Consider the following 15,694-nt stretch of genomic DNA (forward strand, 5'->3'; position numbering starts at 1 on the left):
AGCTTCCATGAATTCCCCTGTACAACCGCCAGTGGACGACGCCCTGAGCGCTGATCCGGTTGCCGAGACCAGCGAACACCCAGCCGAGGCTGAGGGCGGTGCCGCCATCCCGGCCTTCAAGTTTCCGTTCAATCCGTCGGCGTTCGCCCAGGCGAAAAACGCCCAGCAGCCTTGGTACAAGAACGGCGCGACCAACGGCCATACCAAGACACCAGGGGCTGCACCACCCGGCACCCGTCGCTCCATGGGCAAGCGCTAACGCTTGCAGGTGATGAGCATTGGCGCATGTTTGCCGAAGTTCCCAGCAATGATGGCTAATTGCTTTAACCCTGAGCTGGATCAGTATTTGTGGAATCAGTGCGCTTAGAGTCAGCAGCCCTGCCGAGACTCTTCCAATAATACGAGCGCGCTTTCCATGAAGATCAATCTCCCGGTAACGGGGCGAAATGTGGATTTTGCCCCTGATGCGAACATTCTCTCGACCACCGATCTGACCAGCGCGATCACCTACGCCAATCCCGATTTCATCAGGATCAGCGGCTACAGCCGGGAAGAGCTGCTGGGCTCGCCGCACCATCTGTTACGCCATCCAGACATGCCGCCTGCGGCTTTTGCCCACATGTGGCGAACCCTCAAGAGTGGGCGCTCATGGATGGGGCTGGTGAAAAACCGCTGCAAGAATGGCGACCATTATTGGGTCAGCGCTTATGTCACCCCGGTCACCCGGGACGGTGTGGCGGTGGAGTACCAGTCGGTGCGCACCAAACCCACGACCCGGCAGATAGCCGCAGCGGAACAGGCCTACGCGCGCCTGCTCAAGCCTGGGCCACGTTGGCGCCGGCTGCCATCTGTATCCCTGTCGCTCAAGCTTTGGGGCTGGGTGAGCCTGGCGTTCGTTGGTTCCCAAGGGCTGGCGACGGCGCTGCTGCCAGGGTCGGCCCTGGCGACGGTGTTGGCGGTGGGGCTCGGCAGCGGGCTCAGTGCCTTGGGCGTCGGGCTGCTGTTACGGCCCCTCAAGCGCCTGACTGAGCGGGCCTTGGACATTGCCGACAACCCTTTGAGCCAAAGGCTTTATACCGGGCGTGGGGATAGCGTTGGGCAGATCGAATTCGCGCTGCACATGCTGGAAGCCCAGGTCGGTGCCGTGGTCGGCCGTATCGGCGATGCGTCCCAGCGCCTGGCCGGGCACGCCGCGCAATTGGTCGAGCACCTGCAGCACAGCCACCGCAGCACCTTGGAGCAACAGGCAGAAACCGACCAGGTGGCCGCCGCCATCCAGCAAATGGCCGCCAGTGTGGCTGAAGTCGCCAGCCACGCCCAGCAAGCCTCGCGCACCGCCGACCAGGCTGAAAATGAAACCCGCGAAGGCCATCAGTTGGTGGGCGAAAGCCGCAGCGCTGCGCAGTACCTGGCGGGGGAGTTGGCCCGTGCCACCGAAGTGATCCATCAACTGGAAAGCCACAGCGCGGATATTTCCGGGGTGCTGGAGGTGATTCGCAGCATCGCCGAGCAAACCAACTTACTGGCGCTGAATGCGGCGATCGAGGCAGCCCGGGCTGGTGAGCAGGGCCGTGGTTTCGCGGTGGTGGCCGATGAAGTGCGCGGCCTGGCCCGGCGTACTCAGGAATCGACCCAGGAAATCCAGCGCATGATCAGCACCCTGCAAAACGGCGCGCGGGACGCGGTGCAGGTCATGCAGCAGAGCAGCGAGCATGCGCAGAACAGTGTGGATCAGGCCCAACGTGCGGCCGCGGCCCTGGACGGCATCAGCCTGCGGGTCAACCAGATCACTGAAATGAGCCTGCAAATCGCCTCGGCGGTGGAGCAACAGAGTGCGGTCAGTGAGGACATCAACCGCAACATCATCGGCATTCGCCAGGCCTGCGACGTGACGGTCAGTGCCGGGCAGCAGAGCCACATCAACTCAGGCGATGTGGCTGGGCTGGCGGGAGACCTGCGGCAACTGGCCCAGGAGTTCTGGCACAAGCGCGGCTAGGCCGATCATCGGCCGGCCGTCACTGGCTGCCCGGAACTCAGGCCGCGCGCAGGGATATGAAGGTGTAGTCCAGCGCGGCGTCCAGGGTCACCTCGGCCCCGGCCGCCAGGACCTGTTCGGCAACGTCCGTACCGGAAACATGGAAGCGCCAGGCGTGGCGGCTTTCCGGCAAGGCTTGGGTCTTGACCTGGTCGATGGCCATCGCCAGCGCCTGCATGTTGGGCAGGTAGGCGGTAAACCCGTCGCCCTTGAGCGCCGTGGTCCGAATACCGAGTGCGGCGCAGATCGCTTCCTTGAACGGGATGTCGTCACGGTCGGCCTGGCGCGAGCGTTGGATCAACTCGGCCAGGGGCTGGTCCACCAACTGGTCGGCGAGGATCAACAGCGGGCCCTGTTCCCAGGATTCGGGCGGGCATTCCTTGGCATCAGGCTTGAGGGGGATGTGGGGATTGATTTCCATCGGGTAGATGCGGCACACCAAGGGCCGTCGCTCGTAGATGCGGCACAGGTTTTCTTCGTCAAGATTCCGGCAGCGCCCCGGGTTGAAGGCGGCAAAGGTGATGGCCACATAGGCTTGAGCCTGGCCGCTGGGCACCATACAGGAACGGCGCTGGGCGTGTTCGCGCTGTTCCACCGGCAGCCCCAGGCCATTGCCCAGGAACCCTTCCACCAGGACGATCACCTGGCCGCCGTCAGTCGCCCAGTCCCGGGCTTCCGTGAGGGTCAGGGGAACGTGATGGTCGGTGCAGCACTTGCCGCAGCCGACGCAGGAAAACTGTGTATTCATTGAGCGAAAAGCCGTGATCGGAAAGCCATAGGCGCGCCGGGATTACAGCGGTCGACGCGAGAAGAGCAGTGTCGAAGCAAGTTGTGCGCCAGTCAGCGGGCTTTCAGGGTGGGGGCAATGCTGTCCCACTCGCTGACATGGGCGGTCTTGCTGGCTTTGTGATAGAGGCACAGCTCGATGCCTTTCTGGCCCTTCATGTGTTTTTGCGGGTACTGGCCCTGTAGTAGCAGGGCGCTGTAGCCCACCTTGTCGTCGAATTGCGCGGCACGGCCGCTGGGTTGGGGATTTTTCAGGCCGCTGGCCTTGAGGCAACTGGCGATGACCGCCTTGTCATATTGGGCCCAGGCATCGCTGCTGGAGGCCTGTGCCAGCGGGCTCAGAAGACAGGAGCAGGCGAGGGCGGCGAGGAGGTTTTTCATGTGGGTGCTTCCCGGGGTTCCCTTGGATGCCGGGCAGTATGCCTCAACGACGCAGGTTACCGCGGGATCGGTTCACGCCGTACCAAGCGCATGCCGACGCTGGCATACAGGTGCCGGGCAGGCTGGTTGTCTTCCCTCACCTTGAGGTCGACCCAGCCTTCGCGACGCTGTTGGAACACCTGGAACACGTGCTGCAGCAAGGCTCGCCCCAAGCCCTGGCGGCGGGCTCGCGGGTGGACCACCAAGTCCTTGAGGTAGGCGCTGGTCCAGCACTGGGCAACGGCCACCGGGCCTTGGGCGTCGACCGCGACAAAGCACAGCGCCGGATCGTATTCGGCGTCCTGTTCCAGTTGTTGGCGCCAGGTGTCAAGCGTGGGCATGTCGCCACCGGCCTCTTCCTGGCCGAGTACCAGCAGTTGGTGCACGGCCGCGGCCTGGTGCGGCTGGTAGGGCTGGAGCTGGATACCTGCCGGCCAATCTGGGGCGGGCAGTACCGGGGCCAGGTCGCGCCGCAGCAGCAGGCAGTAGTCCTCGGCCAAGGTTCAGGCGCTCTGGGTCTCGATGGTTTTGGCCGCCTCGATCAGGCAGCGGGTCAGCTCAGGCGACGAGAACTTGGTGAGTACCGCGTTGGCCCCGGCCAGCCGTGCCTTCTCGCTGTTCATGGCGCTGTCCAGGGAGGTGTGCAGCAACACGTAGAGGTGGGCGAAATCCGGGGTCTCGCGCAGGGTGCGGGTCAGGGCGTAGCCGTCCATTTCCGACATCTCGATGTCCGAGACGATCAGGTTGATCTCGTTGGCCGTGCCTTGCAGTTCCAGCAGGCACTCGATGGCTTCCCTTGCGCTGCGGGCAGTGTGGCATTGCAGGCCGAGGTTGCGCAGGGTGTGCACCGATTGCGCCAGCGCCACCTGGCTGTCATCCACCACCAGGATGCGTGCGTTGCCCAGGGCCTCGGCGTCTTCCATGTTCAGCTCAGTGGGGGCCATTTCGATCTGTGCGGGGGCGATCACGTGGATCACTTTCTCGATATCCAGTACCTGCACCAGGGTGCCGTCGACCTGGGTCACGCCGGTGATGTAGGACTTGACGCCGCCGGAACCGAACGGCGGTGGACGAATATCGGTGGTCAGGCAGTGGACGATCTTGCTCACCGCCTGCACATGCAAACCCTGCTTGGAACGGCTGACGTCGGTGACGATCAGGCAGCCACCGTCCGGGTCTTCCAGAGGGCGTTCGCCAATCGCTCGGCTCAGGTCGATGACCGACAGTGAGGCACCACGCAGCGTGGCGATGCCTTTTACATGGGGGTGGGACTCCGGCAGCTTGGTCAGCGGCGGGCAGGGGATGATTTCACTGACTTTCAGCAGGTTGATCGCCATCAGCTTGCCGCTGCGCAAGGTAAACAGCAGAAGCGATAGAGAGTCTGCGCGGGCTTTGTTGGAGGACATAAAAACCTTCTTGGGAAAAATTGGCGTGTGGCTCGACCCACGGACAACCATTGATAACGGGTTATCGACGTATTCAGGGCTGGCTTTAGCGCCGAGCCGGCTTTCTGTCGTCTTGCAGTGCCTGTTTACCGGCGCAGGCCCAGGCGCTTGGCCAGGCGGCTGAGGTTGGCCCTGTCCAAGCCTAGCTCACGGGCCGTGCTGGCCCAGTTGTGTTGGTGCCGTTCAAGACAGGCATTGATCAGGTGGCGTTGATAGTCGTCAGTGGCCTGGCGCAGGTCACCAGGGAAGGGGGCTGTGCTGGCGGCTTCAAACTGGAGGGCCGGTGTCGCGGAGTCTTGCTCGCTGATGTGGGGCAGGTCCAGGTCCTTGGCATCCAGGCTGAGGATCTTCGGTCGCTCTCGGCAATTGCCCAGGGCTTTGAGGGCGCTGCGGCCAATCAGGTGTTCCAGTTCGCGTACGTTCCCCGGCCAGTCATAGGCCAGCAGTGCCGCTTGCGCGTCCGCGCTCAGGCGCAGGCTGCCCAGGCCCATGCGCGAGCGGTTCTGTTCGAGGAAATAGCCGCTGAGCAGCAACACATCGCGCCCGCGTTCGCGCAGGGCCGGGACCCGCAGCGGGTAGACGCTGAGGCGGTGGTAGAAGTCGGCGCGGTAACGGCCGCTGCGCACTTCTTCGGCCAGGTCGCGGTTGGTGGCGGCAATCAGGCGCACGTCCACTTGATGTTCCTTGTCTGAGCCCAGGCGCTGTAGCTGGCCGCTTTGCAGGACCCGCAGCAACTTGGCCTGGACCGTCAGCGACAGCTCGCCCACCTCATCGAGAAACAGGGTGCCGCCATTGGCCAGTTCGAATTTGCCGCGACGGTCGGCGGTGGCGCCGGTAAAGGCACCGCGGACATGGCCGAAGAGTTCGCTTTCCACCAGGGTGTCGGGCAGGGCCGCGCAGTTGAGGCTGATGATGGGGCGGCTGGCACGGTTCGACGCGGCGTGAATGGCTTGGGCCACCAGCTCCTTGCCGACCCCGGTTTCACCGGTGATCAACACCGTCAGCTCGCTGCCGCCCACCAGTTGGATTTCTTCCAGCAAGCGTTTGTGGGCCTTGCTCTGGCCGATCATCTCGCGGTTCTGGCCGCTGGCCTGGCGATAGACTTCGGCCCGCTGGTGTTCATCTTCGGCACGCAGGGCCAGGCGTTCAATGCGTTCGGCGACGTTGACCGTCGCCGCGGCCAGGCTGGCGAAGGCTTGCAGGGCGTCCAGTTCAATGGGTTCGAAGCGCTGCGGGTCCAGGGCATCTAGGGTCAGCAGGCCCCAGGGGCGCTCGTCGATAAACAGCGGGCAGCCCATGCAGTCGTGGACTTCCAGGTGCTCGGTGAGCCCTTCCACTAAGCCGTCATAGGGGTCGGGCAGGGGGCTGTCGCTGGCAAAACGGATAGGGCCTGGGCTGCTTAGCAGTGCGGCAAAGCGCGGGTGCTCGTTGACCTTGAAGCGTCGGCCCAGGGTATCGGTGCTCAAGCCGTCCACGGCCAGGGGCACCAGGCAGTCGCTGTCCAGTCGCAGCAGCGCGGCGGCGTCGCAGGGCAGTAGGGCGCGCATGGCTTCCAGTAGGCGCCGGTAGCGTTCGCCTTCCGGCAGCTCGCGGGACAGGTCGGCCACCAGGGGCAGCAGGGTCGTGAGCAACGATTTTGCAGTCATAAAGACTCCTATTGGTCGTTTTGACTATAAAGCGTCTGTGGTCTTAATGACTATGTATTTTATAAGTATTTGATTTGTATGGTTTTTTTAAGTGGCATGAAATCTGATTAGACCAAGGCAACCTGCTAGATACCTAAAAGCCCAGGAGTTGTCCTTATGCTTAGCGTCCAAGATCGCGCCATTATCAAATCCACGGTTCCCCTGCTGGAAAGCGGCGGTGAAGCCTTGATCACCCACTTCTACCGGATGATGCTCAGCGAGTACCCGCAGGTGCGGCCCCTGTTCAACCAGGCGCACCAGGCCAGCGGCGACCAGCCCCGGGCGCTGGCCAATGGGGTGCTGATGTACGCCCGGCACATCGACCAGTTGGATCAACTGGGCGACCTGGTGGCGAAAATCATCAACAAGCATGTGGCCCTGCAGATCCTGCCGGAACACTACCCGATTGTCGGCCACTGCCTGCTTCGGGCGATCTCTGAAGTGCTGGGCGACGAGATTGCCACCCCCGAGGTGATGCAGGCCTGGGGCGCGGCCTATCAGCAGTTGGCGGATATCCTGATCGGTGCCGAGTCGGCCATTTACGAGCAGAAGGCCAGTGCCCCCGGTGGATGGCGCGGGTCTCGGCCCTTCACCCTGGTCAAACGGGTGGAAGAAAGCGCGGAAATCACGTCGTTCTACTTCGAACCTGCGGACAAAGGCCCGATCCTGGTGGCAGAGCCGGGGCAATACATCGGCTTGCAGCTGTTCCTGGGCGGTGAGGAAATCCGTCGCAACTACTCGCTCTCGGCCCTCTCCGACGCCGGCCAGTACCGTATCAGCGTCAAGCGCGAAGCCGGTGGCCGCGCCTCCAATTATCTGCATGACCAGCTACAGGTCGGCGCCGAGATCCAGCTGTTCCCGCCAGCAGGGGAATTCACCCTGGCTGCTGGCGACAAGCCGCTGGTGCTGATCAGCGGTGGCGTGGGTATCACCCCGACCCTGCCGATGCTCGAAGCGGCCCTGGCCAGCCAGCGCCCGGTGCACTTTATCCACTGCGCGCGCAACGGCGGGGTGCATGCGTTTCGTGAGTGGGTGGATGGGCTTGCCGCCCGTCATCCCCAGCTCAAGCGCTTCTACTGTTACGCCGAGGACGACGGCGTCAGCCCGGCGGCCGACCAACTGGGCCTGCTGAGCCAGGAGCGACTGGCGCAATGGCTGCCCCAGCAGCGTGACCTGGACGCCTACTTCCTGGGCCCTAAAGGCTTTATGGCGGCGATCAAGGGGCATCTCAAAGCCCTGGGCGTGCCGGAGCGGCAGAGCCGTTACGAGTTCTTCGGCCCGGCCGCTGCCCTGGAGTAACCGAGCGCCTGGCGCTGCCGTGTCGCTTGCGCACGGGGCGACCAGCGCTGGCCAGCCCGCTCCTGCCAGGGCGCGGGCTGGCCTGATAGGCGGCCAGCATTAATCCCTCCTTAACCTGCCTAGCGTTAATTCCTCCGATGCTGTTTGCGGGCAGGTGCTCAAAGCCCCTGGCCAGCGTGTAGACTTCCCGGCAAACAGGCCTATCGAAGACCCTCTCGGCGGCGGCGCGCTGCGGCCGAACCATAGACAAGAAAGGAATTGGGATGAGTGACGACACACTGCGTTTGGGACGCGAGCGGCGTTTCCTGGTGCTGCTGGGCGTGATCTGCCTGGCGCTGATCGGCGGCGCACTGTACATGCAGGTGGTGTTGGGCGAGGCGCCTTGCCCGCTGTGCATTCTGCAGCGTTATGCATTGCTGCTGATCGCCCTGTTCGCTTTTATCGGGGCGGCCATGAGAACCCGACGTAGCCTCACGATCCTCGAAACCCTGGTGGTCCTCAGTGCCATCGCCGGGGCTGCGGTGGCGGGGCATCACGTGTACACCCAGTTCTACCCGGCGGTGAGTTGCGGCATCGATGTGCTGCAGCCGATTGTCGACAGCCTGCCCCTGGCCACGATCTTCCCCCTGGGCTTTCAGGTCGACGGCTTCTGCTCCACGCCTTACCCGCCGGTGCTTGGTTTGTCCCTGGCGCAGTGGGCGCTGGTGGCCTTTGTCCTGACGGTGGTACTGGTACCGCTGGGGGTTGTCCGCAATCGCAAGAAAACCGCTTGAGCGTTCCGTAAAAGCCTTGGCCCCCACAGTGGGCGCCGAGGCTTTTTTTTGCCTTCAGCGCGCAGGTCAAGGGGTCGTGATTCAGGGCAAACAAAGGCGGCTAAAAAGTGCGACATGTTGTCACACGCAGGGTGTCGCAGTGGGTGGCTCAAGTGAGGCTTCAGGGCGCGTTTCGAGACGATGTGAACCACGGGTGCCTGTCAGTTTGTGCAGCCGGGTGAGGGGGGCAATAAGCGTAGCCTGCTATCGAAGTAACCGGCTTAAACCCTCGTTTTACAAGGGATGGCGCCATGCCATGGGGTTGCTCAGAGTATTCTCGGGGCGGCTCGGATAAATGCTTTGAAGGTCGTTTTAGGGCTTTTTGTTGCGAATGAAAATCGCTATTATCCGAGCCTTTCGTAACAGTCGTCAGGCATTGTTGCGCCATTCGATAAGATTTATTTCGGGATGAGACATGGTTTATGAAACGCGACATATCTACAATCGCCCGCACTAAATCCCGGCGCTGCTCATCCCGTGAGCATACGAGGGTGGTCTCGGGGCGAAGAATGCTCGATTGAGGCCCCAGGTGTCGGCACCTTCCAAACTTCCGCACCAAATGGAATTGGTCTGTAACAAGGCCTTTGACCACGAATTCGAATAAGAACTCACTGCTGGCCCAGGATTTGTCGTTGAGCGATTAACGCGATGGGCAGGCCCTTATTCAATCGAAGAGAAATGCCAACCCTTGGCAGGGTGAAGTGTTGGCGATCAAAACCCAACTGCATTGCGCAAGCTGCTTTAGAGGTCGTGAGATGAGTAAAAACAGGTACACCCGATTACTAGGCTTATTGCCTCTGGCCGGCATGCTGTTGCTGCTGGGAGGTTGCAAGTGGACCTTGCTCGATCCAAAGGGCCAGGTCGGTCTGGATCAACGCAACCTGATCATCACTGCCACCTTGCTGATGCTGTTGGTTGTGGTTCCGGTGATCGTGATGACCTTCGCGTTCGCCTGGAAGTATCGTGCGTCCAACACCAACGCCACCTACGCGCCTAAGTGGTCGCACTCCACCAAGATCGAAATTGCGGTCTGGCTGGTTCCGGTGCTGATCATCATTGCCCTGGGTTACATCACCTACAAGTCGACCCACGCTCTGGACCCTTACCGTCCGCTGGATTCCGACGTCAAGCCGGTCACCATTGAAGTGGTCGCGCTGGACTGGAAGTGGCTGTTCATCTATCCCGAGCAAGGGATCGCCACGGTCAACAAGATCGTGTTCCCGGCCAACACGCCAATCAATTTCAAAGTCACTTCCGACGCCGTGATGAACTCGTTCTTCATCCCGGGCCTGGGTGGCCAGATCTACGCGATGGCGGGCATGCAGACCAAGCTGCACCTGATTGCCAACCAGAACGCCGAGCTTGATGGTATCTCCGCCAACTACAGTGGCGCGGGCTTTACCGGCATGAAATTCAAAGCAATCGCCACCACCCAGGAAGAGTTTGACGCCTGGGTAAAAGAAGCCAAGAGCTCACCAAAACAGCTTGAAAAAGCTGAATACGAAGCCCTTGCCAAGCCAAGCCAGAACAACCCTGTAGAGCTGTACTCCTCGTACGCGCCGGACCTGTTTCAGAAAATCATCGATAAGTATGAAGGGATGAAACCAGGCACGCCGGTCAAGCACGAGAAGAAAGAAGTGGCTGCTGTGGAAGGGACGGACGCAAATTCGCATTCAGCTGCCGGGGCAGAGGAGTAAACGATGTTTGGTAAATTAAGTTGGGAAGCGGTCCCGTTCCACGAGCCGATCGTGATGGTGACCATCGCCATGATCGCGCTGGGTGGTCTGGCGCTGTTTGCGGCAATCACCTACTTCAAGAAGTGGACCTACCTGTGGACCGAGTGGCTGACTTCGGTCGACCACAAGAAAATCGGTGTGATGTACATCATCGTCGCCATGATCATGCTGCTGCGTGGTTTTGCCGATGCCATCATGATGCGTACCCAGTTGGCCATGGCCACCGAGGGTTCGCCGGGCTACTTGCCGCCTGAACACTATGACCAGATCTTCACCGCCCACGGTGTGATCATGATCATCTTCATGGCGATGCCTTTCTTCACCGGCCTGATGAACCTGGCAGTGCCGCTGCAGATCGGCGCGCGTGACGTTGCGTTCCCGTTCCTCAACTCCCTGAGCTTCTGGCTGCTGGTTTCCGGCGTCGTGCTGATCAACCTGTCCCTGGGCGTCGGCGAATTCGCCAAGACCGGTTGGGTTGCCTATCCGCCGTTGTCGGGGCTGCAATACAGCCCGGGCGTGGGGATGGATTACTACATCTGGGCGCTGCAGCTATCGGGTCTAGGGACAACGCTGACGGGGGTCAACTTCCTGGCCACCGTGCTGAAAATGCGTACCCCTGGCATGAAGCTGATGGACATGCCGATCTTCACCTGGACCTGCACCTGGGCCAACGTGCTGATCGTGGCTTCGTTCCCGATCCTCACCGCTACCCTGGCACTGCTGACGCTTGACCGTTACATGGATTTCCACATTTTCACCAATGAACTTGGTGGCAATCCAATGATGTACGTCAACCTGTTCTGGGCTTGGGGTCACCCTGAGGTTTACATTCTGATTCTGCCGGCGTTCGGGATCTTCTCCGAAGTCATCTCGACCTTCTCCGGCAAGCGTCTGTTTGGCCACCACTCGATGATCTACGCTTCCGGCGCGATCTCGGTACTGGGCTTCATGGTTTGGCTGCACCACTTCTTCACCATGGGTTCTGGGGCTAGCGTCAACGCCTTCTTCGGCCTGGCGACGATGCTGATTTCGATCCCGACGGGGGTGAAGCTATTCAACTGGCTGTTCACCATCTACCACGGCCGTCTGCGCATCACCAGCCAGGTTCTGTGGACCCTGGGCTTCATGGTGACCTTCGCTATCGGCGGCATGACCGGCGTACTGCTGGCCATCCCGGGTGCTGACTTCGTACTGCACAACAGCCTGTTCGTGATCGCTCACTTCCACAACGTGATCATCGGCGGCGCGGTATTCGGCTACATCGCAGGTTTCAGCTTCTACTTCCCGAAAGCGTTCGGCTTCAAGCTGCACGAGGGTTGGGGCAAGGCTGCATTCTGGTTCTGGATCTCGGGCTTCTTCGTCGCGTTCATGCCGCTCTATGCACTGGGCTTCATGGGCATGACCCGTCGTCTGAACGCCACCACCAACCCTGAGTGGGTGCCGTACCTGTACGTCGCCATGTTCGGTGCGGTGATGATCGCTATCGGTATCGCCTGCCAGCTGATCCAGCTGTACGTCAGTATCCGTGACCGCAAGCAGAACGAATGTGTGTCGGGCGACCCATGGAATGCTCACACCCTGGAATGGTCGACCTCGTCGCCACCGCCGTTCTACAACTTCGCCGTGCTGCCGAAAGCCACCACGATCGACCCGTTCACCGAAGCCAAGGAAGACGGTACCGCGTACCAGAAACCGGCTCGCTACTCGCCGATCCACATGCCAAATAACACCGCTACCGGTGTGGTCATGGGCGCTCTGTTGACGGTCTTCGGTTTCGCCATGATCTGGCACATCTGGTGGCTGGCCATCGCAAGCCTGGCAGGCACCGTGATCTATTTCGTGATCCACGCGGCTCGTGATGATCAAGGCTACATGGTGCCGGTCGACGTGATCGAACGCATCGAAGCCGAGCAGCACGCTCGCCTGGTAGCCGAGAAGAAGATTCCGGCCAACCGTGTTGAAACCTCGTTGGAACAGGCTTAAACCATGTCGAACTTAGTGACCAATGCTGGACACGCCCATGTCGATGACCATGGGCACGATGACCATCACCACGACTCGGGCGAGATGACCGTCTACGGTTTCTGGCTCTACCTGATGACCGACTGCATCCTGTTTGCGTCGATCTTCGCGGTGTACGCGGTACTGGTAAACAACGTAGCGGGTGGCCCGTCGGGCCACGACATCTTCGAACTGCCTTACGTACTGGGCGAAACCGCCTTGCTGCTGTTCAGTTCGATCACCTACGGCTTCGCCATGCTGGCGTTCTACCGGGGTAACAAGAAGGGCGTCCTGACCTGGTTGGGCCTGACCTTCGTGCTCGGCCTTGGCTTTATCGCCATGGAGATCAACGAGTTCCACCTGCTGATCTCCGAAGGCTACGGCCCTAGCCGTTCCGGCTTCCTGTCGGCGTTCTTCACCCTGGTCGGTACCCACGGTCTGCACGTGACTGCAGGTCTGATCTGGATGGCGATCATGATGTACCAGGTCAACAAGCATGGCCTGACCTCGACCAACAAGACCCGCCTGAGCTGCCTGAGCCTGTTCTGGCACTTCCTGGACGTGGTCTGGATCTGCGTCTTCACCGTTGTCTACTTGATGGGGACTCTGTAATGGCTAATGCACACTCCCATGACAGCCATGATGCGAGCCACGGCAGCGTAAAGTCTTACGCTATCGGCTTCATCTTGTCGGTGATCCTGACGATCATCCCGTTCGGCCTGGTGATGTACCCGACCCTGCCGAAGGCCACCACTCTGGCCATCGTGTTGTTGTTTGCAGTGATCCAGGTGGTTGTTCACCTGTACTACTTCCTGCACCTGGACCGTTCCCAGGCTCAGCGTAACAACGTGATTGCGTTTGTCTTCACGGCCATTGTGATCGTCCTGCTGGTTGGCCTGTCGTTGTGGATCATGTTCAGCATCCACACCTACATGATGGCGAAGTGAGGTAAGAACCGATGTCGCTCAAGCACTTTATCCAAATCACCAAACCGGGGATCATTTTCGGTAACGTGCTTTCTGTGGCAGGCGGTTTCTTCCTGGCCTCCAAGGGGCATGTCGATCTGGCCATTTTCCTGGCTGCGATGATCGGCACGTCCCTGGTGGTCGCTTCCGGTTGCGTGTTCAACAACTGCATCGACCGCGACATTGATCTGAAGATGGAACGCACCAAGAACCGGGTGCTGGTCCAGGGCTTGATCTCCCTGAAACTGGCCCTGGTCTACGCGACCATCCTGGGCATCGCTGGCGTGGTGTTGCTGTACCGCGTGGCCAATCCGTTGGCCGCACTGTTCGCGGTCATCGGTTTTGTCATCTACGTCGGCTTCTACAGCCTGTACCTCAAGCGCAAGTCGGTTCACGGCACGCTGGTGGGCAGTCTGTCGGGGGCGATGCCGCCGGTGATCGGTTATGTGGCCGTGAGCAACAGCTTCGACATGGCTGCATTGACCCTGCTGGTGATGTTCAGCCTGTGGCAGATGCCGCATTCCTACGCCATCGCGATCTTCCGCTTCAACGATTACCTGGCCGCATCGATTCCGGTGCTGCCGGTGAAGCGCGGCATCCTGGTGGCCAAGAAGCACATCCTGCTCTACATCCTGGCGTTCCTGATTGCGACGCTGATGCTGACCTTCAGTGGTTACGCTGGCATGAGTTACCTGGCTGTGGCAGCCGCCATGGGCATGTACTGGTTGTACATGGCCTGGACCGGCTACAAGGCGGTGGATGACACCGTCTGGGCCCGCAAGCTCTTCGTCTTCTCGATTTTCACCATCACCGCGCTGAGCGTGATGATGTCCCTGGATTTCAAGGTACCGACTGAACTGCTGCTGACCTACGCGCCTTAAGCTGCACCGGCCGATGAAAGCCCCGCCTTCGACAGAAGCGCGGGGTTTTTTTTGCGCGTTTTTTGTCCCCTTGCCAGCCCTTTGGTTGGGCCGTGAGCGTGCAGGGGGTCACATCATTTAAATCTTTTAGCTCCCAAGCGCCCACCCGGCTCCCGTAAAATTGTGGCCTTGAGTTTGAAGCCGAGTGGATGCAATGGACAACAGCGTTGAAATGACCGACTCGAAGGCCCGCTACGGTGTCGTCAGTCGCAGCTTGCACTGGGCCATGGCCTTGGCCTTTACCTGGATCTACTGCACCACCTGCGCCCATTACCTGCTCTCCGATTCGGCGCTGGACAAGTTCCTCTGGCCGACCCACAAACAAGTGGGCCTGCTGTTGATGGGCCTGCTGGTGCTGCGCGTGGTCTGGAGCCTGCTGAACCGGCACCGCCGGCCACCGAGCATCAACCTCGGCGCCCACCTGGGGCACCTGGTGCTGTACGGCTTTATGTTCGCCATCCCGTTTCTCGGGCTGTTGCGCCAGTACGGCTCGGGCCGGGCGTTTTCGGCGTTCGGCCTGCCGGTGATGGCGGGTTTCGAGGGGGAGAAAGTGCAGTGGATGATCGACCTGGGCAGCAACTTCCACAGCCTGCTGGGCTGGACCCTGCTGGTGCTGATCGTCGGCCATATCGGCGCGGTGGTCCTGCACTGCGTCAAGGGTGATCGGCAGATCCTCCTGCGCATGGCCGGCCAGGCTTCGAAGGCCTGAGCCTGTCGCCCGAGGACAAGAAAGCCCCGCCTTTGAGAGAGGTGCGGGGTATTTTATGAGCAGCCCCTCCGTGGGCTGTTTACGTTATTCAAATGGCTCTAGAGATGCAGGAAGCACAATGATGAAGAAAAAAGCCGTAATCGTTTTCAGCGGCGGACAGGACTCGACCACCTGCCTGATTCACGCATTGCCCCTCTACGACGAGGTGCACTGCATTACGTTTGACTATGGTCAGCGTCACCACGCGGAAATAGAAACAGCCCAGCGGCTTGCAAAACACCTGGGGGCGACCGTCCATAAGGTACTGGATGCTTCGTTGCTGAACGAATTGGCGATCAGCAGCCTCACCCGGGACAATATTCCGGTTCCAACGGTGAACAGCTCCGGCGAAAGCTTGCCCAGTACGTTTGTGCCAGGAAGAAATATTCTGTTTCTGACGCTGGCGTCTATTTATGCCTATCAGGTAAAGGCTGAAAGCGTCATTACCGGTGTATGCGAGACCGACTTCTCGGGTTATCCGGATTGCCGGGATGAGTTTGTAAAAGCCTTGAACAAGGCCCTTGAACTGGGCATGGAATACAAACTGCGCCTTGAGACGCCGCTGATGTGGCTGAACAAGGCAGAGACATGGGCGCTCGCGGATTACCACGGCCAGTTGGACTTGATTCGTGAGCAGACGCTGACGTGCTACAACGGCATCATGGGCAGCGGCTGCGGCAACTGCGATGCGTGCAACCTTCGAATGAAAGGCTTGAATCAGTATCTTGAAAGCCGATCCGAGACCCTGAACAGCTTGAAAGACAAGCTGGCGCTGAAGTAAGGGTTTATGGCGCTTTGATGGCAGTTCAACACTGCGCCTGCCTGGCAGGCGAGTGTTGAGG

At 60.5% G+C, this 15,694-nt stretch carries 16 protein-coding genes and 1 pseudogene; 12 read left to right on the plus strand and 5 right to left on the minus strand.

The genetic code is table 11. From position 1 onward, the window contains the following. Positions 1 to 7 precede the first annotated feature (7 nt). From M1B35_RS04135 to M1B35_RS04140, 3 genes and pseudogenes are all read left to right on the plus strand, one after another. Positions 8 to 259, plus strand: a complete 252-nt coding sequence (locus M1B35_RS04135) for a hypothetical protein (RefSeq protein WP_123337696.1) — start codon at positions 8 to 10, stop codon at positions 257 to 259. 156 nt (positions 260 to 415) lie between these two features. Further along, a pseudogene (locus tag M1B35_RS32120) lies at positions 416 to 697 on the plus strand (PAS domain-containing protein); the annotation flags it as partial. Positions 698 to 940: 243 nt separating this feature from the next. Beyond that, a complete protein-coding gene (locus M1B35_RS04140; RefSeq protein ID WP_425273386.1) occupies positions 941 to 1,996 on the plus strand; it encodes a methyl-accepting chemotaxis protein in 1,056 nt (351 codons plus the stop codon). A gap of 37 nt (positions 1,997 to 2,033) precedes the next feature. Here M1B35_RS04140 and M1B35_RS04145 read toward each other — a convergent pair whose 3' ends face one another. The 5 genes from M1B35_RS04145 to norR form a co-directional block, all read right to left on the minus strand. Further along, a complete protein-coding gene (locus tag M1B35_RS04145; RefSeq protein WP_123337692.1) occupies positions 2,034 to 2,783 on the minus strand; it encodes a YkgJ family cysteine cluster protein in 750 nt (249 codons plus the stop codon). 92 nt (positions 2,784 to 2,875) lie between these two features. Continuing rightward, positions 2,876 to 3,202, minus strand: a complete 327-nt coding sequence (locus tag M1B35_RS04150; protein WP_268261287.1) for a hypothetical protein — start codon at positions 3,200 to 3,202, stop codon at positions 2,876 to 2,878. 56 nt (positions 3,203 to 3,258) lie between these two features. After that, positions 3,259 to 3,741 carry a GNAT family N-acetyltransferase gene (locus M1B35_RS04155; RefSeq protein WP_268261288.1) on the minus strand — a complete coding sequence of 161 codons (483 nt, stop codon included), beginning with the start codon at positions 3,739 to 3,741 and terminating at the stop codon, positions 3,259 to 3,261. A gap of 3 nt (positions 3,742 to 3,744) precedes the next feature. After that, on the minus strand, positions 3,745 to 4,647 hold the full coding sequence (locus M1B35_RS04160) for a chemotaxis protein CheV (protein WP_123337686.1): 903 nt from the start codon (positions 4,645 to 4,647) through the stop codon (positions 3,745 to 3,747). 125 nt (positions 4,648 to 4,772) lie between these two features. After that, positions 4,773 to 6,332, minus strand: coding sequence for a nitric oxide reductase transcriptional regulator NorR (norR, locus tag M1B35_RS04165; RefSeq protein ID WP_268261289.1), 1,560 nt, complete (start codon positions 6,330 to 6,332; stop codon positions 4,773 to 4,775). 156 nt (positions 6,333 to 6,488) lie between these two features. Here norR and hmpA point away from each other — a divergent pair, with 156 nt between their 5' ends. The 9 genes from hmpA (at position 6,489) to queC (ending at position 15,633) form a co-directional block, all read left to right on the plus strand. Next, complete coding sequence (gene hmpA, locus M1B35_RS04170) at positions 6,489 to 7,670, plus strand: NO-inducible flavohemoprotein (protein ID WP_268261290.1); 1,182 nt, start codon at positions 6,489 to 6,491, stop codon at positions 7,668 to 7,670. 263 nt (positions 7,671 to 7,933) lie between these two features. Beyond that, complete coding sequence (locus M1B35_RS04175; protein ID WP_123337680.1) at positions 7,934 to 8,443, plus strand: disulfide bond formation protein B; 510 nt, start codon at positions 7,934 to 7,936, stop codon at positions 8,441 to 8,443. Positions 8,444 to 9,237: 794 nt separating this feature from the next. After that, positions 9,238 to 10,179, plus strand: a complete 942-nt coding sequence (gene cyoA, locus M1B35_RS04180; protein WP_123337678.1) for a ubiquinol oxidase subunit II — start codon at positions 9,238 to 9,240, stop codon at positions 10,177 to 10,179. 3 nt (positions 10,180 to 10,182) lie between these two features. Further along, on the plus strand, positions 10,183 to 12,201 hold the full coding sequence (cyoB, locus tag M1B35_RS04185; RefSeq protein WP_268261291.1) for a cytochrome o ubiquinol oxidase subunit I: 2,019 nt from the start codon (positions 10,183 to 10,185) through the stop codon (positions 12,199 to 12,201). A 3-nt stretch (positions 12,202 to 12,204) separates the two neighbouring features. Continuing rightward, on the plus strand, positions 12,205 to 12,831 hold the full coding sequence (locus tag M1B35_RS04190; protein WP_123337674.1) for a cytochrome o ubiquinol oxidase subunit III: 627 nt from the start codon (positions 12,205 to 12,207) through the stop codon (positions 12,829 to 12,831). Then, positions 12,831 to 13,166 (plus strand): cytochrome o ubiquinol oxidase subunit IV, encoded by a 336-nt coding sequence (gene cyoD / locus M1B35_RS04195; protein WP_123337672.1) that lies wholly within the window; start codon positions 12,831 to 12,833, stop codon positions 13,164 to 13,166. Before M1B35_RS04190 ends, cyoD begins: the two co-directional genes overlap by 1 nt. Before the next feature lie 11 nt (positions 13,167 to 13,177). Continuing rightward, positions 13,178 to 14,065, plus strand: a complete 888-nt coding sequence (gene cyoE / locus M1B35_RS04200) for a heme o synthase (RefSeq protein WP_123337670.1) — start codon at positions 13,178 to 13,180, stop codon at positions 14,063 to 14,065. A gap of 193 nt (positions 14,066 to 14,258) precedes the next feature. After that, complete coding sequence (locus M1B35_RS04205) at positions 14,259 to 14,813, plus strand: cytochrome b (protein ID WP_268261292.1); 555 nt, start codon at positions 14,259 to 14,261, stop codon at positions 14,811 to 14,813. A 121-nt stretch (positions 14,814 to 14,934) separates the two neighbouring features. Next, positions 14,935 to 15,633: a 7-cyano-7-deazaguanine synthase QueC gene (gene queC, locus M1B35_RS04210; RefSeq protein ID WP_123337954.1), complete on the plus strand. Its 699-nt coding sequence runs from the start codon at positions 14,935 to 14,937 to the stop codon at positions 15,631 to 15,633. Positions 15,634 to 15,694: the final 61 nt, after the last annotated feature.

Origin of the sequence: Pseudomonas morbosilactucae, from assembly GCF_023241665.1 — a bacterium.
Taxonomy (GTDB): domain Bacteria; phylum Pseudomonadota; class Gammaproteobacteria; order Pseudomonadales; family Pseudomonadaceae; genus Aquipseudomonas; species Aquipseudomonas morbosilactucae.

What these genes read in the sequence shown, in the direction of transcription:
- M1B35_RS04175 (WP_123337680.1), top strand. Translation starts at nt 7,934, where the DNA reads ATGAGTGACGACACACTGCGTTTGGGACGCGAGCGGCGTTTCCTGGTG.
- M1B35_RS04135 (WP_123337696.1), top strand. Translation starts at nt 8, where the DNA reads ATGAATTCCCCTGTACAACCGCCAGTGGACGACGCCCTGAGCGCTGAT.
- cyoB (WP_268261291.1), top strand. Translation starts at nt 10,183, where the DNA reads ATGTTTGGTAAATTAAGTTGGGAAGCGGTCCCGTTCCACGAGCCGATC.
- hmpA (WP_268261290.1), top strand. Translation starts at nt 6,489, where the DNA reads ATGCTTAGCGTCCAAGATCGCGCCATTATCAAATCCACGGTTCCCCTG.
- cyoA (WP_123337678.1), top strand. Translation starts at nt 9,238, where the DNA reads ATGAGTAAAAACAGGTACACCCGATTACTAGGCTTATTGCCTCTGGCC.
- queC (WP_123337954.1), top strand. Translation starts at nt 14,935, where the DNA reads ATGAAGAAAAAAGCCGTAATCGTTTTCAGCGGCGGACAGGACTCGACC.
- norR (WP_268261289.1), bottom strand. Translation starts at nt 6,332, where the DNA reads ATGACTGCAAAATCGTTGCTCACGACCCTGCTGCCCCTGGTGGCCGAC.
- M1B35_RS04160 (WP_123337686.1), bottom strand. Translation starts at nt 4,647, where the DNA reads ATGTCCTCCAACAAAGCCCGCGCAGACTCTCTATCGCTTCTGCTGTTT.
- M1B35_RS04150 (WP_268261287.1), bottom strand. Translation starts at nt 3,202, where the DNA reads ATGAAAAACCTCCTCGCCGCCCTCGCCTGCTCCTGTCTTCTGAGCCCG.
- M1B35_RS04190 (WP_123337674.1), top strand. Translation starts at nt 12,205, where the DNA reads ATGTCGAACTTAGTGACCAATGCTGGACACGCCCATGTCGATGACCAT.
- M1B35_RS04145 (WP_123337692.1), bottom strand. Translation starts at nt 2,783, where the DNA reads ATGAATACACAGTTTTCCTGCGTCGGCTGCGGCAAGTGCTGCACCGAC.
- cyoD (WP_123337672.1), top strand. Translation starts at nt 12,831, where the DNA reads ATGGCTAATGCACACTCCCATGACAGCCATGATGCGAGCCACGGCAGC.
- cyoE (WP_123337670.1), top strand. Translation starts at nt 13,178, where the DNA reads ATGTCGCTCAAGCACTTTATCCAAATCACCAAACCGGGGATCATTTTC.
- M1B35_RS04205 (WP_268261292.1), top strand. Translation starts at nt 14,259, where the DNA reads ATGGACAACAGCGTTGAAATGACCGACTCGAAGGCCCGCTACGGTGTC.